The following is a 23,246-nucleotide window of genomic DNA, read 5'->3' as shown; positions in this document are numbered from 1 at the left end:
ACAAGTAGAAATGATCACATAGTTAGTGAGATTGGTATTAATAGTGTGATCAGTGGGTCGACGGAAGGAGTTCAACGAATAGTGGTTGAAGAAAAAATCAATTATTTATCCCTAGTGAACTAGGTTATGGCAATCGAAGTGCTGACAAAATACCAAGGGGATAGGTACTAATGTTGAATGTTGAATTACTCAGTATTAATTAACCATTACAGCTTTATTCCACCTACTTTTAGCGAAAAAAAGCCATACATTTTACTACTATAACTAATTATCATTATTCAATTGAGCTTCCCACAAGGACGCATATAACCCATTTTTTGCTAATAGAGTCGAATGACTCCCTTCTTCTGCAATTGCACCGTTGTCTATAAATATTATTCTGTCTGCATCGACAATTGTTGACAATCTATGTGCTATAACCAAACTGGTTGAATTCTGTGATATCTCTCTAAATGCAGCTAAAATAGCTTGTTCTGAATGACTATCAAGTGATGAAGTCGCTTCATCAAAAATTAGTATTGGAGGGTTCTTGATAATTGTTCTAGCAATAGCTACACGTTGCTTTTCACCACCGCTTAATTTTAACCCTCGCTCGCCAACAACAGTTTCGACACCATCAGGAAGCAATTTTATAAACTCATCTAAATGAGCTAGCTTAATAGCTTTATAAACATCAGCATCACTAGAAGAAGGGTTTCCATAGCGAACATTTTCAAAGATTGATTCATTAAAAAGAACGGTATCTTGTGGAACTACGCCAATAGCACGTCGCAATGACTTTAGTGTCACTTTTTTTATGTCTTGTCCGTCTATACAAATTGAACCATCATTTACATCATAAAATCTAAATAGCAACTTCATCAACGTCGATTTTCCGTGGCCACTTGGACCTACTATGGCTACTTTTTCTCCAGCATTAACAGAAAAGTTGACATTACTTATTATTTTTCTTTTCTTGTTGTAAGAAAAACTAATGTTATTAAAATCTATCTTCCCACTAACAACATTTAACTCTTTTGCGTCATCCAAATCGACTATTTTTGGCTTTATCGACATTAGGCCAAATAGGTGTTCGATATTAGCAAGTGACCCCTTAATTTCACGGTAAACAAAACCTAAGAAATTTAATGGTAAGAATATTTGCATAATAAAGGCATTAATTAGTACAAAATCCCCAAGTGTCATATCACCTTGGGTAACGTTATAAGCGGCTAACATCATCATTGCTGTGATTGCCGTAGCAATAATAAAAGCTTGCCCGCCATTTAGCGCAAAAAGAGACAGTCTATTTTTACGTTTTGCGATTTCCCAAGCCTCTAGATCTTTATCATATCTATTCGCTTCAAAATCTTCGTTCGAAAAATACTTTGTCGTTTCATAGTTGAGTAAAGAGTCAACAGCATGATTATTACTACTAGAATCAGCTTTATTCGCCTCCCTTATAAACTTCACCCGCCAATCAGTTGTTTTAACAGAGAACGTAATATATGCAGCTATTGCGGTTAAGCTAATACCAGCAAAACCTATTGAGTAGTTATAGAATAAAACACCTATCACCATAGTGATTTCTAACAGTGTGGGAACTATGTTAAAGACCATAAAGCGCATAAGAAAGTTTATACCTGATGCGCCTCGTTCTATATCTCGCGCTAACCCGCCAGTTCTTCTGTCTAAATGGTATTCTAAATCTAATTTGTGTAAGTGTTTAAAAACATTTAGGCTAATTCTTCGGATAGATCTTTCAGTAACTCTACCAAAGAGCACATCTCTAATTTCACCAAAAACGACATTAGACAAACGCACTAAACCATAAGCTAAGACAAGCCCAATAGGCACAACCAATAGTGAAGCTTGGTCGAATTGAGAAGTATCTATTCCATCTACAATATACTTAAGGATAAAGGGTAGGCAAACACTAGCAACTTTAGCTAATATCATAAAACCTACAGCAAACAATACCCTACTTTTATATTCAATCAGATACGGAAAAATATCTTTGATGATATGCCAGCTAAAGTGCTCAGCTTCTACTTGATTTATTTTGCTTGCTCGCATGATTGTAATCCGTTTAAGATTTGAAAATAACTGATCTTAAAATTATTATTCAACAGTTAGTTTTATACATAAATATAAATGAGGATAGATATTTCAGTTTTTTAAAATGATTTATCAATAGTTAATTTAGACCAAAATATAACGATTAAACTAACTATTTTGATAAAATTTTTAATTACAAATGTAATAGCAAAAAGCCAATAATTATGTACTATTGGCTTTCTTTATTCACTATTCGTATGACTACAAATAACCGGTTTATTTAGATATTTTAGCCCAAGTATCACGTAAGCCAACCGTGCGGTTAAACACTAAGTCGCCCGTGTTTTTGATGTCACTGTCCAAACAAAAGTAACCTTGACGTTCAAATTGAAAAGCTTGCTCAGCTTTAGCATTGGCTAAAGATGGCTCTACTTTCGCATTGTTAATAACAACCAATGATTCTGGGTTCATCACACTCTGAAAATCAGTCTCTGCTGCAGGATTTGGTACTGTAAATAATCGGTCATATAAACGCACTGTTGCGGTAAGTGATTTTTGCGCATCAACCCAATGAATAACCCCTTTAGGTTTTGTGCCATCCGTTGGGTTTTTACCTAAAGTATCTTCATTGTAAGTACAATATACTGTTGTTACATTGCCCTGTTCGTCTTTATCACAACGCGTAGCGGTTACAACATAAGCCCCACGCAAGCGCACGGCTTTATCAACCACTAATCGCTTATACTTTTTATTCGCTTCTTCTCTAAAGTCTTCAGCTTCGATATAAAGTTCACCGCTAAATGGCACAATACGTACCCCTTGGCTTTCATCACTTGGATGATTTTTTACCGTTAGGTCTTCAGTTTTACCTTCAGCATAGTTTTCGATCACAAGTTTAATTGGATCAAGTACTGCCATTGCACGTGGTGCATTATCATTTAAATCTTCACGAATACAAGCTTCTAATACGCTCATTTCAACGGTGTTTTCCATCTTGGTAACACCAATACGTTTAGCAAATTCTCGCAGTGAAGCTGGCGTATAGCCACGGCGTCGAAATGCGGCAACTGTTGGCATGCGAGGATCATCCCAACCATCAACTAACTTTTCTTCCACTAATGTGTGTAATTTACGTTTACTCATTAATGTGTATTCAAGATTTAAACGAGAAAATTCATACTGATGTGGTATAGAAGGTACTGAAACATTATCAATAACCCAATCATATAAACGGCGGTTATCTTGAAACTCTAATGTACAGATCGAATGCGTGATACCTTCAATGGCATCTGATAAACAATGGGTAAAATCATACATTGGATAAATACACCATTTATCGCCTGTTTGATGATGATGAGCAAACCTAACACGATAAATAATCGGATCACGTAAACACATAAAGCTTGAGCTCATATCAATTTTTGCGCGAAGCGAACATTCACCTTCTTGACACTCGCCGTTTTTCATCTTCTCAAATAACGCTAAATTCTCTTCAACTGAGGTATCGCGATAGGGGCTATTCTTACCCGGCTTGTTTAACGTACCGCGGTATTCACGCGTTTCTTCACCATTTAAGAAACACACATAAGCTAAGCCTTTTTCAATTAATTCAACAGCAAAGCCATGTAATTGATCAAAATAGCCTGAAGAGTAATGAATATCGCCAGCCCATTCAAAACCTAACCACTGCACATCTTTTTTAATCGCATGCACATAGTCTATATCTTCTTTTTCAGGGTTCGTATCATCAAAGCGTAAATTACATAATCCGTTGTAATCTTGAGCAATGCCAAAATTCAAACAAATGGCCTTAGCGTGACCTATATGTAAAAAACCATTCGGCTCAGGCGGAAAACGCGTTTGTACTGCGTTATGTTTACCACTAGCAAGATCAGCATCGATAATTTGGCGAATAAAATTGGTTGGTCGATTTTCAGCTTCCGACATCCACAAAACCTCTAAAAAATAATTAACGTAATTGTCGGCATTATATCAAGAGTTCAGAGCAGCGAATAGCAAAAAAGGCTCAACTGAGCCTTTTATACCTCAGCAACTTCAATAGGTAAGTTGCAGAGGGTTCGAGTATATATATGGATAACTACATTTTTTGCATTTGAATAACTACTCTTCGGTTTTTTCCACGACCTAATGTAGTATCGTTAGAAGCAATATGGCGTTTTTCACCGTAGCCTTTTGCTTCAATTCTATCCGCGTTTATCCCATTTTTAACAAAGTAGTCACGTATTTTTAATGCACGACGTTCCGATAGTTTTAAATTAGACCAACGACCACCATAACTATCTGAATATGCATCAACAAGTACCAATTCAAGATTTGGATCTAAACTTAAATACTCACGAATCATATTAATACGTCTTTGTGAAGCTTTAGTAAATTTATCGCTATTGGATTGATAGTTTAAAACCGTATAGGAAATATCATCAAAACTATAATCAAGTAAGTTACCTACGCAAGCGACAAAGTTTCTGTATGCAGTATTAAAGCGTGCGGTTGATAAGCTAACCGAAATTTTATCTTGTTTACTATGCCAATCATCATAGTAAAACGTTGGGCTCATGCCCTGCTCTAATTCACTTAACATAGTCCACGCTACTTTTTTAGGCAAACTTGGGTTAAATTGTTTATATAATTTCATATCCGCTAATACACGGCCACCATGCCCTGGACGCCAACTAGGTGATTCACTACGAACCTGAGCAAGAGAATAGCTGTCGGGCAAAAGCAGCATATCTAATTCAAATTCCATATTCAATTTTCGGCTTGCTTTTGCTGAAAAACGCGCTTGACCATAATGAGGGATTTGATGTGCTAAAGTACATTGCAAACGAGAGTCATTTGCTAACTGCCATTGAGAAGTATTAATACTGGCGCTGTATTGGCGAATACCAGCTTGTGCATTATTGACAAAAACACTACAAAACAGACCAAAAAACAGTAGTACTTTTACTTTTGTCAAAGAGCCTAAGCAGTAAGTCATCAATGATTTATTGGTTTCAAGAAAAAGTTTTTTCATAGTTTTTGCAACAAAATTAATAGATGGCACTCTTTGTATCGCCCTACCTTAAAATAACTTTAACACTTTATAGTAATTTTATTAACTATTAGTATTTATTTCACCCTCGTCTTTATTCTATTTTTCTGAGATAATCCCCCAAATTTTTAGCAACATCAACTAATCTAAAACAGCATGCCAGAAAGTGTAAATAAAAAAGACAATAATGAGCAAACTAAACCCCTTTTCGCACAGCGTTTTAGAGGCTATTTCCCCGTAGTCATTGACGTTGAAACTGCGGGTTTTAACGCGCAAACCGATGCCTTACTAGAAATAGCCGCTTCAGTTTTATCTTTAGATGAGGTGACTGGTAAATTTTCTATCGATGAAACAATACAATTTAACGTGCACCCTTTTGAAGGGGCAAACTTAGAGCCTAAAGCGTTAGAATTTACCGGCATTGATCCCACTAACCCATTACGTGGCGCAGTTGATGAAGAAGTCGCTTTAAAAGCGTTATTTAAGTTAGTAAGAAAAAAAATGAAGTTAGCCGGTTGCCAACGAGCAATTATTGTTGCTCATAATGCCGCATTTGATTTAGGTTTTTTAAATGCAGCAACAAGTCGCTGTAAAATAAAGCGTAGCCCGTTTCATTCTTTTGTTAGTTTTGATACCACGACACTAGCGGGGCTAGCCTTAGGCCAAACTGTGTTAGCAAAAGCTTGCATCGCTGCGAAAATTGATTTCAATAATAATGAAGCCCATTCGGCTTTATATGATACAGAAAAAACCGCCGAGCTTTTTTGTCACATTGTCAATAAATGGCATGGCTTAGGTGGTTGGCCGCTAGCTGTGCCCGAAGCGAATAGCGAATAGCGAATAGCGAATAGCGAATAGCGAATAGCGAATAGCGAATAGCGAATAGCGAATAGCGAATAGCGAATAGCGAATAATAATTTAAACAAATAAAAGGCTAGAGTCGATAAAACTCTAGCCTTTTTAAATGATTTTTAGCATTAACTATAATCTGCTCGTGAAGAATATCACGAGACTAAATTATTATAGTTTATCAGCATTATCCGTAAGGTAAGCAGCAACACCGTCTGGAGAAGCAGTCATACCTTTGTCGCCTTTATTCCAACCAGCAGGACAAACTTCACCGTGGTCTTCGTGGAATTGTAAAGCATCAACCATACGTAACATTTCATCAACATCACGGCCTAGTGGTAAATCATTCACTACTTGATGACGAACATTGCCTTCTCCATCAATTAAGAATGAACCACGAAATGCAACGCCAGCTTCAGGATGTTCTACATCATATGCTTTACAAATTTCATGTTTAGTATCAGCAACTAACGTATATTGTACTGGACCAATACCGCCATCATTAATTGCAGTATTACGCCATGCATTATGAGAAAATTGTGAATCAATAGAAACACCAATAACTTCTACGCCACGGCTTTTGAATTCATCCATACGGTGATCAAAAGCTAATAACTCAGACGGACATACAAAAGTAAAATCTAATGGGTAGAAAAAAACAACTGCTTTTTTACCTTTAATAGCTTCGCTTAACGTAAAACTATCAACAATCTCGCCGCTACCTAATACTGCTGCTGCAGTGAAGTCTGGTGCTGGACGACCAACTAATACGCTCATCTTAATACTCCGTTTTTTGTGAAAATATATAGCCACTGTTTAACACTGTGGCTGTTTTAAAAATTTAATGCTTATTCAGCGTTGCTATCTTCAGTGCTATTTTTAGCAACTGCTTCTTCAACTAAAGTTTGCAGCTCACCTTGTTGGAACATTTCGATAATAATGTCACAACCGCCAACTAATTCACCCTCAACCCATAGTTGTGGAAAAGTTGGCCAATCAGCATATTTAGGTAATTCAGCTCTAATATCTGGGTTTTGTAAAATATCTACATAAGCAAATTGTTCATTACAATTGATCAGCGCTTGTGAAGCTTGTGAAGAAAAACCACAACTTGGTAATTTTGGTGAGCCTTTCATATACAGTAATACTGTATTTTCACTAATTTGTTCTTTAATGCGTTCAATAGTATCCATAATAACCTCTAAAAAATAATATTCATTATATTGAATTCTCTTGTGTACAAGTTATGGAGTCAAAAACTCACTTTTCAATTCAATATAATAAATACTTCACATTAAATACTATTTTCAACTGAACTACTTGAAAAATAGAACAAGAAAACCTATACAGTAAGTAGTCAATATAGTATAAATTTAATACCTGAGTATTTTACTCAAGTTTTAAGGAAAACACACTCTTTATTCGTTAAAACACTTAAATAAAGAAAATTGGAGAGCACCATGGCTATTGAATTACCTGCGTTACCTTATGAACAAAACGCATTAGAACCACACATTTCTGCAGAAACGTTATCATTTCATTATGGGAAACATCACAATACTTATGTGGTTAAGCTTAACGGTTTGATTGAAGGCACCGAATTTGCGGATAAATCATTAGAGGAGATTGTAAAATCTTCTTCTGCTGGCATTTTTAATAATGCCGCACAAATCTGGAATCATACCTTTTACTGGAATAGTTTAAGCCCAAATGGTGGAAATGAGCCTAGCGGTGCATTAGCTAATGCGATTAATGCCACTTTTGGTTCATTTGCACAATTTCAAGCAAAGTTTACCGACAGTGCCATTAATAACTTTGGCTCAAGTTGGACTTGGTTAGTTAAAAATGCCGATGGCAGCTTAGCAATAGTCAATACCTCTAATGCGGCAACACCAATAACTGAAGCTGGTGTAACGCCATTAATCACTGTTGATTTATGGGAACATGCTTACTATATTGATTACCGTAATTTACGCCCTAAATATATGGAAGCATTTTGGGCATTAGCTAATTGGGATTTTGCCCAAGCTAACTTTAGCTAATCCTGCTAGTTTCGACTATAAAATAAGTGATGAAAAACGAACGTGTATATTCGTTTTTCATCACTTAGCATAATAACCGCATAACTTGACCAGATAATAAAAGGCCTTTATTGACGAAAAATTATCGACTGTTCGACTGATATTAAACACAGAGAGTAAAAGACACAACTCCCCAACATTCACTTTTCTTTTCTTTTCTTTTCTTTTCTAAAAAACAGATTTAAACTAGCAAGCACAAGCCACGATATATCGTGTTTATTCAGAACACGTTAAACAACAAAAGAGTTAGCTAGTGCATGCCTGATAACATCGAGCAATTTTTAGTCAGTTCAAACCTATTATTAAATGCTGTTGGCGAGGGCATTTATGGGTTTGATATAAACGGTAATGCCGTATTTATAAACCCTGCTGCGGAGCAAATGACCGGTTGGAAAGCAAAAGAATTACTGGGAAAAAATATTCATGAGTATCACCATCATAGTCATGAAAATGGCGATCCCTACCCTAGTCATGAATGCCATATTTACAACACTATGCGCGATGGCATAGAACGAAAAATAACCAATGAAGTTTTTTGGCGCAAAGATGGTAGCAGCTTTCCTGTTGAGTATACATCTACACCCGTTTATAAACAGGACGAACTCATTGGTGCTGTAGCAATATTTCGCGATGTTAGTCAACAACGACTTGCTGATAATAATCTCAGAGCAGCCCTAAAAAAAGTACAAGATCTGACTGAAAAATTACAAGACGAAAACAGTTACCTACAAGATGAAATTAATAAAACATGGAATGGCTCTGGCTTAGAAGGTAACAACCTTGCCTACAGACAAATGTTACAGCAAATAAAACTTGTTGCTAAAACCGACAGCACTGTATTAGTTCTAGGTGAAAATGGTACCGGAAAAGAAGTGGTGGCTCGTAATTTACACCAACTTAGTCAACGTTGTAGCTCACCGTTAGTTAAAGTAAATTGTGCAGTAATTAGCGCCAATTTATTAGAATCAGAATTATTTGGTCATGAAAGAGGCGCCTTTACTGGCGCAAACGAAAGGCGTAAGGGTCGATTTGAATTAGCTGATAAAGGCACATTATTTTTAGATGAGATTGGTGAACTATCGTTAGAAGCACAAAGTAAATTATTACGAGTATTACAAGAAAGAGAGCTCGAACGTGTCGGCGGTTCTAAAACCATTAAAGTTGATATTAGAATTATTGTCGCCACTAATAGAGATTTATTCGCTATGGTCGAGCAAGGTCTTTTTAGAATGGATTTATATTACCGTTTAAATGTATTCCCTATCTACATACCTGCACTAAGACAACGTATCGAAGACATTCCTTTGTTATGCCATGGCATATTAAAGCAACTAAATAATAAGCTGAATAAAAATATTCAAGGCATCAATAAACGCAGTTTAGCCAAACTTGCCAGCTATCATTGGCCTGGCAACATTCGAGAATTACAAAACATTCTAGAGCGCGAAGTTATTTTATCCACTTCAGAACTGCTCAATATTCAACAAACTTTTTCTAAAAGTCATCAAGTGACTAATACTTCACAAAAACCACTTGCCGACATTGAAAAAGCTTATATTATCGAGATACTCAACAATTGCCACTGGCGTGTTGGTGGAGATAACGGCGCAGCAAAAATATTGGGTATGCCCGACAGTACATTAAGATCTCGAATGAAAAAACTTAATATCAGTCGACGATAATTTAAAAAACCACGATATATCACTATTCCACGATATATCGTGTTTTCCACTTTCCCCTTGAATATTTTAATCCATTAAAATACAACAACTTAAATAAAATAACTTTTGGCTCATTAATTGAAGTAAGGAGAACACTCACTTATTACTTTGTACCTAATCAATGAAGTTTAATTTTAAAGAAGAACAACTGATAATCAAACCACATAAATCTCAACAATCGATATATGTTCGAGAACAAAAAGGCGTATATCAAAACTATCGGCGATTACTCAGTTGGTTATTAATGATAACTTTTATCATCATTCCTTTTTTGCAATACCAAGGGCAACAAGCGGTGCTATTTGATATTGGTAAGCAACAATTTAGAATTTTTGCTTTTACTTTTTGGCCACAAGACTTTGTACTACTGGCCGGTATTTTAATGCTTGCTGCTTTCGCACTATTTTTTGTTACTACTTGGCTAGGGCGTGTTTGGTGTGGCTATGTCTGCCCACAAACTATCTGGACATTAGCTTATGTCTGGGTTGAACATAGAATTGAAGGAAAGCGTAACCAGCGTATAGCACTAGATAAATCACCATGGAGTTTACATAAACTTCAGAAAAAATCGCTTAAACATTGCATTTGGTTATTAATGTCTTTTTTAACTGCAACCACCTTTATTTCATATTTCATTCCAGTACAGAGTTTGTATCTTGATTTGCTTTCTTTTAACTGGACAGCACTCATTACCTTTTGGGTTTTATTTTTTACCTTATGCACATACGGGAATGCTGGTTGGTTAAGAGAGAAGGTATGCATTGACATGTGTCCTTATGCCAGATTTCAATCAGCAATGTTTGATAAAAACACCTTATTAGTCGCTTATGATGCTCAACGTGGTGAAAACCGAGGAGCACGCAAACTTAAAGATGATTCACAGCAGCTTAAGCAAGAACAAGGTTTAGGTGATTGTGTTGACTGCAATCTATGTGTTGAAGTGTGCCCTACCGGCATTGATATACGTAACGGTATGCAATACGAGTGTATAAATTGCGCACTATGCATTGATGCTTGCGATGAAACCATGACACGCTTTAACTACGCAAAAGGGTTAATTAGTTATACCAGTGAACAAGCATTAACGGGAGAAACATCGAAAGGTTTTAGCTTCAAACTAGCTGCTTATGCCAGCTTTTGCCTAGTGTGTTCTATCGCGATGGTTTTATGGATTAACGCAAGAATTCCATTAGAAGCTAGCATACTACGCGACAGAAACGCCTTATATAGTGTTGACTACCAAGGTATTATTGAAAATACTTACACCTTAAAAATACTCAATAAAAGCCAGCAGCCATTGCATTTTAGTATCAAGGTACCTGAAATTGATACTACATTATTAAAACTACCAAAAAAATTGTTAATAAAATCAGGTGCTATGCAAACTGTTCCTTTAACTTTAACCGCTGATGGAAATAGTCTAGAAAATAAAATGACCAACATCAGCTTTATTATTCAAGCAATTGAACAGCCTAGTATTTTATTGAAAAGAGAAACAATATTTTTCCGTGATTAAAGGGTTTATCTACCATAAATAAATATATTAACTGTTTATCTAAGCGGCTTTTTAACACTCAGTTTAGTAAACAGTTATACCCATGTTACTTCAATATGTCGGATTCAGCTTGAAGTATCATGGGTATATATCCCACCTTTTGCACGAACGCTGCACTTTCATTAAAAAATATATTTTAGCTAAAAACAGTTAACGAACACGCATAACAACCCCCTAATTAATTACGACTTTTCAAAATACTAGTACATTTTATTTACAATTTTTGTTAGCAATATCAGCTAAAACAACTAATCTTAAAGTAAGACATAAATAAAATGAACATTGGTAGGTTAGCACGCAACCCTTTGGAGATGGTTATGACTATTTTTCAACATTATCAATCACGTTACGAACAGGCTCAACAGGAAGAGTTTAGCCTGCAAGAGTTTTTAGCACTCTGTAAAGAAGATAAACTTGCCTATGCTAGCGCATCAGAAAGACTACTTAGTGCTATTGGCACACCAGAAGCTGTAGATACTTCTACTGAACCCACGTTAAGCCGGATATTTTCCAATAGAGTCATTAACAGATACCCTGCCTTTACGGAATTTTACGGGATGGAAGAAGCTATTGAACAAATAGTTGCTTACCTTAAACATGCCTCTCAAGGCTTAGAAGAGCAAAAGCAAATTCTTTATTTACTTGGTCCTGTTGGTGGTGGTAAATCATCATTAGCTGAAAAGTTAAAAGCCTTAATGCAAAAAGAACCAATTTATGTACTAAGTGTTAATGGCATACGTAGCCCAGTAAACGATCACCCCTTTTGTTTATTTGATGTACATTCAGACGGAAAAATATTGAAAGAGGAATATAATATTCCTGAGCGCTATCTCAATAGCATAATTTCTCCATGGGCGGCTAAACGATTACATGAATTTAAAGGTGATATAGCCAAGTTCAAAGTTGTAAAAGTATACCCATCAATATTGGATCAAATTGCCATTGCTAAAACTGAGCCCGGCGATGATAACAATCAGGATATTTCAGCACTTGTAGGGAAAGTGGATATAAGACAGTTAGAGCATTTTGCTCAAAATGACGCTGATGCTTATAGTTATTCTGGCGCATTATGTAGATCAAACCAAGGGCTGATGGAGTTTGTAGAAATGTTCAAAGCACCAATCAAAGTGCTACACCCTTTGTTAACGGCAACTCAGGAAGGAAACTACAATCCAACCGAAGGATTATCAGCCCTGCCTTTTAATGGCATTTTATTAGCCCATTCAAATGAATCTGAATGGCAAACCTTTAGAAATAATAAAAATAACGAAGCCTTTTTGGATAGAGTTTATATTGTTAAAGTACCTTATTGTATGCGCGTGTCTGAAGAAGTTAATATCTATAAAAAATTATTGGAACACAGTGAATTAAAAACGGCACAATGTGCACCAGACACTTTAGAAATTTTAGCGCAGTTTTCCGTACTTTCTCGTTTAAAAGATCCAGTTAACTCTAGCATCTATTCTAAAATGCGAGTTTATGATGGCGAAACATTAAAAGATACTGATCCAAAAGCAAAATCTTATCAAGAATATAGAGATTATGCCGGTATTGATGAAGGCATGTCAGGTCTATCAACTCGCTTTGCTTTTAAAATACTTTCCCGAGTATTTAATTTTGACAATGTTGAGGTTGCCGCCAACCCCGTACATTTATTTTATGTGCTTGAGCAGCAAGTAGAACGTGAACAATTACCAAAAGAAATTTCAGAACGTTATTTGGAATTTATAAAAGGATATTTAACACCTCACTATATTGAATTCATAGGAAAAGAAATTCAAACTGCGTATTTAGAGTCTTACTCTGAATATGGCCAAAACATTTTTGATCGCTATGTCACTTATGCTGATTTTTGGATTCAAGATCAAGAATATCGTGACGCAGAAACAGGACAACTATTTGATAGACAGTCACTAAATGATGAATTAGAGAAAATTGAAAAACCAGCCGGCATTAGTAATCCTAAAGATTTTCGTAATGAAATTGTCAACTTTGTACTAAGAGCAAAAGCAAATAATAATGGTCATAACCCATCGTGGGTTAGTTATGAAAAGCTTCGCACTGTTATTGAGAAAAAAATGTTTTCAAACACTGAAGATTTATTACCTGTTATTTCTTTTAATTCAAAAACATCAAAAGATGATCAACAAAAACATGATGATTTTGTTGAACGTATGATGAGTAAAGGCTATACCCAAAAGCAAGTTAGGTTATTGTCAGAATGGTATTTGCGCGTAAGAAAATCGTCATAAGTAGTGTCTCTTTAACTAGACGTTTTAACTTATTCTCATAAATAAGCTAAGCAGGTAACTAAAGAGGTAAGGAGTTAATAATGGCTAACTTTATTGATAGACGACTCAACAGTAAGAATAAAAGTACTGTTAATCGTCAGCGCTTTTTAAGGCGCTATAAAAACCAGATCAAAAAATCAGTATCTGATGCCATTAATAAACGTGGTGTCACAGACATAGACTCTGGTGAGAATATAGTTATTCCCAAAAAAGACATGTCTGAACCCGTGTTTCATCGAGGCAGTGGCGGCATTAATGATAGAGTCCACCCAGGGAATGATCAATTTATTACTGGTGATCGCATACCCAAACCACCGAATCAACAAGGACAAGGTGGTGGCAAAGGCGATGCAAGTGACAGTGGAGAAGGAGATGACGACTTTACTTTTTCAATATCAAAAGAAGAGTACTTAAATTTACTTTTTGAAGATTTAGAGTTGCCAAATTTAGAAAAAAATCAACTCGATAAACTGATTGAATATAAAACGGTACGTTCAGGCTTTTGTGCTGAAGGGGTTGCCTCCAATATTGATATTGTAAAATCATTGCAAGGATCAATTGCAAGACGCATAGCGATGACATCGTCAAAACGCAAACAGCTTAAAGAATACCAACAAACATTGGACGATTTACAGCAGGATAAACACGACCATATAAGTGAAGAACGAGAACTTAAAAAATTAATACAAATACTTGAAGAAAAAATAGCAAAAGTTCCCTTTATTGATACGTTTGATTTGCGTTTTAGAAATTTTGCTAAACAAGCAGTACCGACATCAAAAGCGGTAATGTTTTGCTTAATGGATGTGTCTGGTTCGATGGATCAAGCAACCAAAGAAATGGCAAAGCGATTTTATATTTTGCTCTATTTATTTCTCAGCAGAACTTATAAAAATATTGACGTTGTATATATTCGCCACCATACCCAAGCGAAAGAAGTAGATGAACATGAGTTTTTCTATTCTCAAGAGACAGGGGGCACTATTGCTTCTAGTGCCTTGCAACTAATGAATGACATAATCACAGAAAGGTATGATGATAACCAGTGGAATATTTATGGTGCTCAAGCTTCTGACGGAGACAATTGGGCTGATGACTCTCCGCTATGTAAATCATTATTGATTGATAAAATATTACCAAAAACACGTTATTTCAGCTATATAGAAATAACCCAACGAGCTCACCAAACATTATGGCAACAATACCAACAAATAATGGAAACTCATCCTCATTTCGCCATACAACATATAAAAGAAGCCGCAGACATATACCCTGTTTTTAGAAAACTATTCAAAAAAAGTACCAAGAATGCTGCCTAAACACGGTTAATGCAAAAAATAGGAGATAGGTGAAATTATGGTGACAACAAACAAAAAAAAACCTTCAACAGTTACTCCACAAATAAAACCATTAGACGATTGCCCAGATTGGACATTCGAGTTACTAGAGCAGTATCAAACTGAAATAGCACGTGTAGCTGAACATTACCGACTAGATACTTATACTAATCAAATAGAGGTAATTACCGCCGAGCAAATGATGGATGCTTACGCTGGTGTTGGTATGCCAATTGGCTACAATCATTGGACTTTTGGTAAAAAATTCATACAAACAGAGCAAACTTACAAACGAGGACAAATGGGCTTAGCCTATGAAATAGTGATCAACTCTAGCCCATGCATCTCTTATTTAATGGAAGAAAACACCATGCCAATGCAAGCGTTAGTTATGGCTCATGCTTGTTATGGTCATAATTCATTTTTCAAAGGAAATTATCTTTTTAAATCTTGGACAGACGCTAGTTCTATTATTGATTATTTACTTTTTGCAAAAAACTATATCGCTAACTGTGAGAATAAATATGGCATAGATGACGTTGAAGCAACATTAGATGCCTGTCATGCTTTAATGAACCATGGTGTAGATCGTTATAAACGACCGCAAAAAATTTCTCTTGATGAAGAGTTAAAACGTCAAAAAGAGCGGGAAGAATACCTACAATCTCAAGTTAACATGTTATGGCGAACTGAGCCTAATGCTAATAAGAACAACAACGAACCTAAGTATAAATTTCCTTCAGAGCCTCAAGAAAACATCCTTTACTTTATTGAAAAAAATGCCCCTTTACTGAAACCTTGGCAACGAGAAATAGTCAGAATAGTCAGAAAAATCTCTCAATATTTCTATCCACAAAAACAAACTCAAGTAATGAATGAAGGTTGGGCATGTTTTTGGCATTACACTATATTAAACCATCTCTACGACGAAGGTTTAGTAACCGATAAATTTATGTTGGAGTTTTTACATAATCATACCAACGTAGTCGCGCAGCAAGAATATAATAGTAAATATTATTCAGGCATTAATCCCTATGCTTTGGGTTTTAATATGTTCATTGATATCAGGCGTATTTGTGAACACCCTACAAAGGAAGACAAAGAATTTTTTCCTGAAATTGCCGGAAGTAACTGGTTAGATACATTACATTTTGCGATGGAAAATTTTAAAGATGAAAGTTTTATAAGCCAATATTTATCACCAAAACTTATTCGTGATTTCAAACTATTTCACATTCATGATGATGAAAATAATAATTATGTTGAAATCGGCGCAATACATAATGAACAAGGTTATAAAAAAATTCGGCATAAGTTAGCCGACCAATACAACCTCAGTAATTTAGAGGTTAACATTCAAATTATTGATGCAAATATTGATGGTGATAGGTCGCTCACTCTACGTTATATACCACACAATGGCACAGAACTAGGTGATTCTAAAGAGGAAGTGCTTAAGCATTTACATTATTTATGGCAGTTTGATGTGAAAATTGTGCAAGAAAAAAATGAAGGAGAGGATGTTATTATTGCTCAATGTTCTGATACGTTAAAGAAACCAGAGTAAAAAGCAAAGTACTGTACTTTATCAATAAAAAAGGCGACTACAAAAAAATGGACAATGCCCATGTCGCCTTAAAAATTTAAGTTCAGCTTTAAAATAAATCAGTCTACGGTAAGTTCTTTCAAAACATCATCTTTCAAGTCAGCCCAAAGTTTTCCCGATTCAATACCATATTTTCTTACTGCAAATATAGAATCATCAAAACGATTCTCTTTAGCTAAATCAATTAACTTTTGGTAATAAGTTCTAGAAATTTCGCGTCCCATCGGATGAGAAAAATACAAACTACCAATACGTGAGTATAGACCTCTGAAACCATTCAATATTAATAAGTAAATAGAATTACCAGAAGCCGTCACTAACGCTTTATTTAATTTATAATCAAAGTCAGCAAAAGCCTCGCCAGTATCTTCTATATCGACATAGGAACTTAATAACTCAATTGTTTTTTCTGGATTGTTTTTTATTGCACCACGTACATAAATAGCACTAATATTAGTACGAGCCGATAGTAGATTATCCACCAAATCAGGAATACCTTCTTGATCTAACTGAGCTAACGTTTCTAAAATATTTAAACTGGATGTTTCCCAAAAATAATTAACTTTCGTTGGCTTTCCATGCTTTATTGTTAACCAACCATCTCTAGCTAAGCGCTGAAGAACTTCTCTAAGCGTTGTTCGAGTTACACCAATTAGCTCTGATAACTCACGCTCTGCAGGTAAAATGGATCCTGGAGGAAACCCTCCATTCCAAATAGATTCAACAATATATTGCTCAGCGAATCCCGCAGGGCTTTTAGCTTTTATAACCATGTCGGCTTAACTACCTATAAACAAAAACAATACAAAGGATTCTACCAGAAGATTTTTTTGGTACAAGCGTAATCAAAACTGAAACGTGTATTCATAGCCACTTAAGTTGAAAATATTCATTATGTGAGTGTTTTAGAACGATGAGATTCAATAACAGTTACTTTAAAAACACATCTAAACTCGCTATGAAAAAATTGGCCATTATAATTATACGATTCAGTCAAAACTAATATCCAAACATTTCAGACAAAATCAACACAACGTCATAGTTCAGTGTTAACTTAATTCAGGATCAAGCTGTTTATCCTGAGTTTTCAATTCAAAATCACTTTCATCATGGCGTTCATGTAACTGCTCGTCCAATTCTCCCCAAGTACGATTAACCATTCTCCCACGCTTAACTGCTTCCCGTTTGCCAACTTCCTCAGTCCAACGTACTAAGTTTTTATAAGATTGAGTTTGTAAAAATTCTGCTGCTTCATATACTTTATTTTGCAATAGTGCACCATACCAAGGCCAGATAGCCATATCCGCAATGGTATATTGGTTACCGCACATGTATTTGTTATTAGCTAAATGTCGATCTAACACATCAAGCTGACGCTTTACTTCCATGGTAAACCGCTCTATCGGATATTCGAATTTTTCTGGTGCATATGCGTAAAAATGGCCGAAACCTCCGCCTAAATATGGCGCACTACCAACTTGCCAAAATAACCACGATAAGCATTGTGCCTTAATCAACGGCTCTGTTGGTAAAAAAACATCAAACTTCTCTGCTAGATATAAAAGTATCGCACCAGATTCGAAAATGGGCAGTTTGCTATCACCGCTATTATCCACTAAAGCAGGAATTTTAGAGTTTGGGTTTACTTCGACAAACCCTGATGCAAATTGGCTCCCCTCCAGAATTTCAATCAGGTGAGCATCGTACTCGGCTTCTTTTATCCCTAAAGCTAATAATTCTTCCAATAGAATGGTCACTTTAACGCCATTAGGTGTGGCCAACGAATAAAGTTGAAAAGGGTGCTTACCTACAGGCAAGTCAGCTTGATGTGTAGCCCCTGCTATAGGGCGATTAATACTGGCAAACTTACCACCACTCTCTGTTTTCCATTGCCAAATTTTTGGTGGTTCATAAGTATTTTCAGACATTCTCAGCTCCATTATTATCATTTATTAATATAAGGTTATCAGTATCTATTCACCTATCGTCACTCCCGAGGTATTTAAATCGGGAGTCTAGACTTTTAAACACTGTGATTTCAGCTTCAGCTTTGGTGTCCAGACCAAAGCTAAATACCTACGTCCTGTGGGCAAAGACACAACTGGAATACAATATATGGTGAATAATTACCATTTTTGTTTTTATTAAAATTATCACGTAGGTCGATAATGCAGGTTATCTTATTCAATCTAACCTCTCTCTACTCTCTGACAGTTAATCACAGGCTACAAGTAGCCTCTTGCGCTACAGTGAACAAAAATCTAACTTATTAGAGAATGTAGGAGTTGCTATCATGAGTATATACTCAGGATACTTCAAAATGTCTGTTTCAGGACTACTGAGAGGTTCATGATCAGGACAATCTCCTGAATTGTCCACATAAGCTGCATCCATGCAGCGTTAATTATTAAATAAACAACAAAGTAGTTGGTTATTTTAACCAGTAGAAATGATCACATATTTAGTGAGATTGGTATAAAGGTTATTCTCTTAAAAACAGATGCAACGACGAGCATGATTTGCTCAGCCTTCCCAGAATGACTGGTTTAGAAACACTTTGATTGACTTACTGACTCGCTGCTTGCTGACTATAGTACTCTGCAACAGCGACTATCTGCTCATCTGTTAACTCTTGCGCAATGACTTGCATGATAGGCGATTGTCGCTCACCACTTTTAAAATTACGTAATTGTTTTTGTAGATACTTGGCCTGCTGCCCTGCTAAGTTAGGCCACAATTGCGTCACTGTGATCCCTGTCATTCCATGGCAAGAAATACAACGAGCGCGAACATTTTCTCCTTGTTTATTCTGTATTTCACTAGCGTTAATGTCATTTTTTTGCATTGAGAAATAACTAGCCAGCTTAGTAATATCATTATCACTAAGCTTATTAACAAAAGGTAGCATCAACGGATTATGACGTTTACCATCACGAAAGGCTTTAATTTCTTTATTAAGATAACCTTGTTTTTGCCCTGCTAAGTTGGGGTAATTCGTGTTGCTAGAAACCCCTTTCTCCCCGTGACATGTAATACAAGCTTTGACTAAATCATCAACATTACTTTGCTCATTGGCAACAACAGGTTGATTGATGGCCAAACACGTCAAAAAAGCAATCGGTGCTATTTTATTAAATTTGTTCTTTGTAATTATTTTCATCGATTGTCCTAAATTTATTAATGTAAAATCCCAAAAGCTAATTAATGGCTAATTAACTTCTAATTGCTTGATTAACATTTTTCTATATTCTACAACTTCAAATAAAGACTTCTGTCGTAACTTAGCAACTTCATTCGTTGTATAATATTGCATATTTTTTGGCACACTCTCGCCACCAAACTCTATAATCATCCAGTTAAGTACTTCTGCCAACTGTTCATTATTTAGCGACGAATTAGCAGAGCCAGGCACTCTAACTAAATATTCACGAGCAACCTGATTTTGTAGAAAATAACCAATATGATTTTTAATTTTAGGTACCGACTTGCCGCCAGTACCATCAGGGGTATGACAACCTTGGCAGAACATTTGATAATTAAACTTAGCTCTATCGGTATTCATTTTTAGCAGATTATCTTCAGCAAGTGTTTGGAAACTACAAAAAACAAATAGTCCCCAAACAACAGGTTTTACGCATAAACTTAACGCACTCACTTGCTACTACTTTCATCAAAAGCAATACCAACAACAATGGCCGTTGAACAATGGTAAACAGAGCTAGTTGCGCCTAAACACCAATTTACATCGTTTGATTTATCAGAGCGGTATAATGGTCTATCCCCTTCATCTCGTTGACACAAACAAGTACCACATTGGGTTTTACCACAACAGTCATTATAGGAAATCACATAGTTACGACCATCGATAGGATTACGACAGGTACCAATCCACGTGATGGGTGACATTTCAGTCCCAGGTGGGCAAGTATTGTAACTTCCCCCACAACAATCACATAAAAAACCGTCTATTGCGCAATAACGCCAATAATCACAACTGGATGGATCGCCTGCTTCTTGCGGTAATACTGGCGCATCTGCCGCTCTAGCTACCGGTAATAAAGGAATAGTCGACGCACCAACTAAGCTTGCTGCTATCCCTTTAATAAAACCTCTGCGATTACTCAACTGAGCAACATTACGTGCTTTTTTTTCAAAAAATTTATCAATAAAATTCATGGTCAATTTCCATTATTTAGCTGGGTAAGCTTGCTTAGACATAAACTCTTGAATAGAAGCCACTTGATGTTCTTTGGCTTCAAATAAACTATCAATATGTTCTCTCGAGTTAATAATACCCATCGAGGCAATAACACCGTCTTGATTCATCAACACAGCATAAGGTAGCTTGGCAATACCAAAGCTTTTACCTAGTACTTCTGAAACAATATAAGGAAAACTTGTTAAGCCTTGTTGATCGATCAAGCCTTGATGATCATCATTTTTGCCATCACTAGCAAACACTACATCAACCCAATCAGCTTCAGCTTTAGCCGCTGATTTAATTGCGGGTAATAATGTTTTACACACAGGACAAGTAGGCGAAATAAAAAACAGCAGTTGTGAATGACCATTATCACGCGCACCACCAACATTCACTAACGTTGAACCCATCGTTTGTAACGTTAGTTCCGGCGCTACTTGACCGGCTTCAAGCTTTTGGTTAATGGCAAGGGCGCCAGCAGGCGCAACACGCTCATAAAGTACGCCTATTTGACGAGTAAGTGCATAAATAATCACAGCAAAAACTACTACTATGATCCAAAGAACTATATTTGATATAACTAGCAAATCCATATTTACATCCTCAATTTTTAGTGACTAAGCACTTTTAGTCGTTGAGCATTAACAATAAGCTGCTCAAACGTTAAATTTAATAAAATCATCACCAAAGAGATAACTATCGTCATCACCATTGCACTGGTAAAAAAGCTGTTACCGGGTGCTAAACACAACCAAGCCAAAACAGAAAAAATACTATTACGTAGTAACAAGCTACCACTTATACTTGTCTGCCCTGCTGGGCCCATACAACCACAATCTAACTCTTTATTGCCTTGCACTATTTGAAAAGCCATCAGTAGTAAATAAGAGACTAATATAACGATTGCTAACATTGCGGCAACGGCTCTAGTACTTGGTATAACAAGTGCCAATGCTACTGTTACTTCTACTATGCCAATACCTTTAGCAAGCAATTTAAATTGCGATTTTGCTTGAGCACTATGATCTAAATAAGCTTCAAGGTTTAAATATTGCGCAATCAAATTGGCATAATAAGCACCGTTAGCCGATTGCACTTTATGTAAGCCCGCCTGCGCAAAAACCCACATTAAAAACAAAGCACTCGCATCAGAAAATACATAGCTCATCATTAATACGCCTTATGAATAAGAAGTGGAGTAACGTTGCCAAAGTCCCCAATAGTTTGTATCAATTTCCCTGTTCTTGGGTTAAATATATCAAGTTGCAATTCACCATTAGTAACTACCATTAATGGCTCTTTACCTCGGGTTACCGCAACAGAAACAGCCCAACTAGGTATATCTATTACTTTAAGACGTTGTTTTGTTTGCATATCAAATAACCAAACCTGACTACCGCCATGAGTTTGTGAGCCATCATAACCATCAGGATGCATAATTTGGTACATAATCCCTTGCTCATCAACATCGTTAAGCACTAAACCACCCGGTCTCCAGTTTTTCTTCTTTTCGTCTTCCGTAACTAAGCTCCAATGCTCAAGGTATTTTGCCACCTCACCTGAGAAATCAAACACATGAACTTCACCAGTAAAGCTTGGGAAATATGCAATTTCGTTAATGATTACTGGTCGCTCAAAAATAGGCGTTTTGTCGGTATCAAAAAACGCTTTAATTCTATGTTGAGATTTTAGTTTGCCCGTTTCATCTAATACTGTTGTTAGCATTCCGCCATTACTACAGAGCGAAGAAACGCTTCTTTTACCAGTGGTAAAAGTTAACACACAACCAGGAGTACCGATGGTTGCGGTAATTTCTTTGGTGTCTAGATCAACCACGGTAATGGATGCAGCAGGACTAAAGTTAGCCACAAATAGAAATTTTTCATCTGGCGTCAATGCCATTGCATGACGCCTAGGTAAAGACTGTAAACGAGTGTCTGGCCAAATAATTTCTTTAGACGTCGCCATCGTCGTTTTGTTATAGATAGTTAGCACATCTGTTTTAGGCCCTCTTGCGCCACGGGAGTGAAATGACTCCATAATATAAAATTCAGGTCTTTTTCTAGCTTGAATAAAATTACCGAGCAAGTTTTTATCTGCGGTGCCTTTGATACGATCAGCGTGCTTACTTTCAGCAACATCAAGTAAAATCATTTTGCCGCCAAACATACTCATAAAGCTTGCTTCATCAACAAACATCCACGTTTCTGGAAATTGACTCGGCAAAACTTCTACGTTACCTGTTTTTTCTACTGGTAATGGGGGCAAATCCGTCCTTGGTGCCACATCACCAGCCGTTTTTTAAGTTGCCTGTGCAGTCATAAAAACGGTTGTTGAAAAAAAGAGGCAACACACTAAAAAAACTTGCTTAAAGTGTGTATAAACTTTCATGTTTTATTCCTTAAATTAATAATTGAACATGCCTATGCACTTGGCTCAGGAGTTCATTAATAACGTCATCTTCGAAGTCTTTTGTCGAAGATCCATTGTTTTTTGCTTGGATTCCAGCCTAAAAC

20 protein-coding genes are annotated in these 23,246 nt (G+C 36.2%); 7 read left to right on the top strand and 13 right to left on the bottom strand.

What is annotated here, in order from left to right; translation table 11 throughout:
• Positions 1–264: 264 nt before the first annotated feature.
• The 3 genes from DWA31_RS02270 to DWA31_RS02260 form a co-directional block, all read right to left on the bottom strand.
• The gene (locus DWA31_RS02270) at positions 265–2,055 is read right to left on the bottom strand and encodes an ABCB family ABC transporter ATP-binding protein/permease (protein ID WP_114325051.1); all 1,791 of its coding nucleotides are present in this window, start codon (positions 2,053–2,055) and stop codon (positions 265–267) included.
• Between the two features lie 258 nt (positions 2,056–2,313).
• Positions 2,314–3,984 carry a glutamine--tRNA ligase gene (gene glnS, locus DWA31_RS02265; RefSeq protein ID WP_114325050.1) on the bottom strand — a complete coding sequence of 557 codons (1,671 nt, stop codon included), beginning with the start codon at positions 3,982–3,984 and terminating at the stop codon, positions 2,314–2,316.
• 151 nt (positions 3,985–4,135) lie between these two features.
• Complete coding sequence (locus DWA31_RS02260; RefSeq protein ID WP_245942444.1) at positions 4,136–5,071, bottom strand: flagellar protein MotY; 936 nt, start codon at positions 5,069–5,071, stop codon at positions 4,136–4,138.
• 174 nt (positions 5,072–5,245) lie between these two features.
• Here DWA31_RS02260 and rnt point away from each other — a divergent pair, with 174 nt between their 5' ends.
• Complete coding sequence (gene rnt, locus DWA31_RS02255; protein WP_114325049.1) at positions 5,246–5,926, top strand: ribonuclease T; 681 nt, start codon at positions 5,246–5,248, stop codon at positions 5,924–5,926.
• Between the two features lie 183 nt (positions 5,927–6,109).
• Here the strand turns inward: rnt and DWA31_RS02250 are convergent, their stop codons facing one another.
• Positions 6,110–6,715: a peroxiredoxin gene (locus DWA31_RS02250; RefSeq protein WP_114325048.1), complete on the bottom strand. Its 606-nt coding sequence runs from the start codon at positions 6,713–6,715 to the stop codon at positions 6,110–6,112.
• A gap of 71 nt (positions 6,716–6,786) precedes the next feature.
• Positions 6,787–7,131, bottom strand: a complete 345-nt coding sequence (grxD, locus tag DWA31_RS02245; protein ID WP_114325047.1) for a Grx4 family monothiol glutaredoxin — start codon at positions 7,129–7,131, stop codon at positions 6,787–6,789.
• Positions 7,132–7,398: 267 nt separating this feature from the next.
• On the opposite strand from grxD, the gene DWA31_RS02240 reads away from it, so the two are divergent.
• The 6 genes from DWA31_RS02240 to DWA31_RS02215 all read left to right on the top strand — a co-directional run bounded on the left by DWA31_RS02240 (position 7,399) and on the right by DWA31_RS02215 (position 16,490).
• Positions 7,399–7,980 carry a Fe-Mn family superoxide dismutase gene (locus tag DWA31_RS02240; RefSeq protein WP_114325046.1) on the top strand — a complete coding sequence of 194 codons (582 nt, stop codon included), beginning with the start codon at positions 7,399–7,401 and terminating at the stop codon, positions 7,978–7,980.
• A gap of 296 nt (positions 7,981–8,276) precedes the next feature.
• On the top strand, positions 8,277–9,701 hold the full coding sequence (locus DWA31_RS02235) for a sigma-54 interaction domain-containing protein (protein ID WP_114325045.1): 1,425 nt from the start codon (positions 8,277–8,279) through the stop codon (positions 9,699–9,701).
• A 160-nt stretch (positions 9,702–9,861) separates the two neighbouring features.
• Positions 9,862–11,256, top strand: a complete 1,395-nt coding sequence (ccoG, locus tag DWA31_RS02230; protein WP_114325044.1) for a cytochrome c oxidase accessory protein CcoG — start codon at positions 9,862–9,864, stop codon at positions 11,254–11,256.
• A gap of 356 nt (positions 11,257–11,612) precedes the next feature.
• The gene (locus DWA31_RS02225) at positions 11,613–13,547 is read left to right on the top strand and encodes a PrkA family serine protein kinase (RefSeq protein WP_114325043.1); all 1,935 of its coding nucleotides are present in this window, start codon (positions 11,613–11,615) and stop codon (positions 13,545–13,547) included.
• A gap of 80 nt (positions 13,548–13,627) precedes the next feature.
• A complete protein-coding gene (locus DWA31_RS02220) occupies positions 13,628–14,905 on the top strand; it encodes a YeaH/YhbH family protein (protein ID WP_114325042.1) in 1,278 nt (425 codons plus the stop codon).
• 37 nt (positions 14,906–14,942) lie between these two features.
• On the top strand, positions 14,943–16,490 hold the full coding sequence (locus DWA31_RS02215; protein ID WP_114325041.1) for a SpoVR family protein: 1,548 nt from the start codon (positions 14,943–14,945) through the stop codon (positions 16,488–16,490).
• 98 nt (positions 16,491–16,588) lie between these two features.
• On the opposite strand, the gene fadR is transcribed toward DWA31_RS02215, so the two are convergent.
• From fadR to DWA31_RS02175, 8 genes are all read right to left on the bottom strand, one after another.
• Positions 16,589–17,302 carry a fatty acid metabolism transcriptional regulator FadR gene (fadR, locus tag DWA31_RS02210; RefSeq protein ID WP_114325040.1) on the bottom strand — a complete coding sequence of 238 codons (714 nt, stop codon included), beginning with the start codon at positions 17,300–17,302 and terminating at the stop codon, positions 16,589–16,591.
• A gap of 276 nt (positions 17,303–17,578) precedes the next feature.
• On the bottom strand, positions 17,579–18,457 hold the full coding sequence (gene yghU, locus DWA31_RS02205) for a glutathione-dependent disulfide-bond oxidoreductase (protein WP_114325039.1): 879 nt from the start codon (positions 18,455–18,457) through the stop codon (positions 17,579–17,581).
• A 638-nt stretch (positions 18,458–19,095) separates the two neighbouring features.
• Positions 19,096–19,689, bottom strand: coding sequence for a c-type cytochrome (locus DWA31_RS02200; protein ID WP_114325038.1), 594 nt, complete (start codon positions 19,687–19,689; stop codon positions 19,096–19,098).
• A gap of 48 nt (positions 19,690–19,737) precedes the next feature.
• Complete coding sequence (locus tag DWA31_RS02195) at positions 19,738–20,184, bottom strand: cytochrome c (RefSeq protein ID WP_245942443.1); 447 nt, start codon at positions 20,182–20,184, stop codon at positions 19,738–19,740.
• Positions 20,181–20,705 (bottom strand): methylamine dehydrogenase light chain, encoded by a 525-nt coding sequence (locus tag DWA31_RS02190; protein ID WP_114325037.1) that lies wholly within the window; start codon positions 20,703–20,705, stop codon positions 20,181–20,183. The genes DWA31_RS02195 and DWA31_RS02190 overlap by 4 nt, the downstream gene beginning before the upstream one ends.
• Before the next feature lie 12 nt (positions 20,706–20,717).
• Complete coding sequence (locus tag DWA31_RS02185; RefSeq protein ID WP_114325036.1) at positions 20,718–21,323, bottom strand: redoxin domain-containing protein; 606 nt, start codon at positions 21,321–21,323, stop codon at positions 20,718–20,720.
• A gap of 17 nt (positions 21,324–21,340) precedes the next feature.
• On the bottom strand, positions 21,341–21,901 hold the full coding sequence (locus tag DWA31_RS02180; RefSeq protein WP_114325035.1) for a MauE/DoxX family redox-associated membrane protein: 561 nt from the start codon (positions 21,899–21,901) through the stop codon (positions 21,341–21,343).
• Positions 21,901–22,998: an amine dehydrogenase large subunit gene (locus DWA31_RS02175; protein ID WP_245942442.1), complete on the bottom strand. Its 1,098-nt coding sequence runs from the start codon at positions 22,996–22,998 to the stop codon at positions 21,901–21,903. The genes DWA31_RS02180 and DWA31_RS02175 overlap by 1 nt, the downstream gene beginning before the upstream one ends.
• Positions 22,999–23,246 lie beyond the last annotated feature (248 nt).

Origin of the sequence: Candidatus Colwellia aromaticivorans (genome assembly GCF_003333305.1) — a bacterium.
Classification (GTDB): domain Bacteria; phylum Pseudomonadota; class Gammaproteobacteria; order Enterobacterales; family Alteromonadaceae; genus Colwellia; species Colwellia aromaticivorans.
This window is presented reverse-complemented; position numbering and strand designations above follow the sequence as displayed.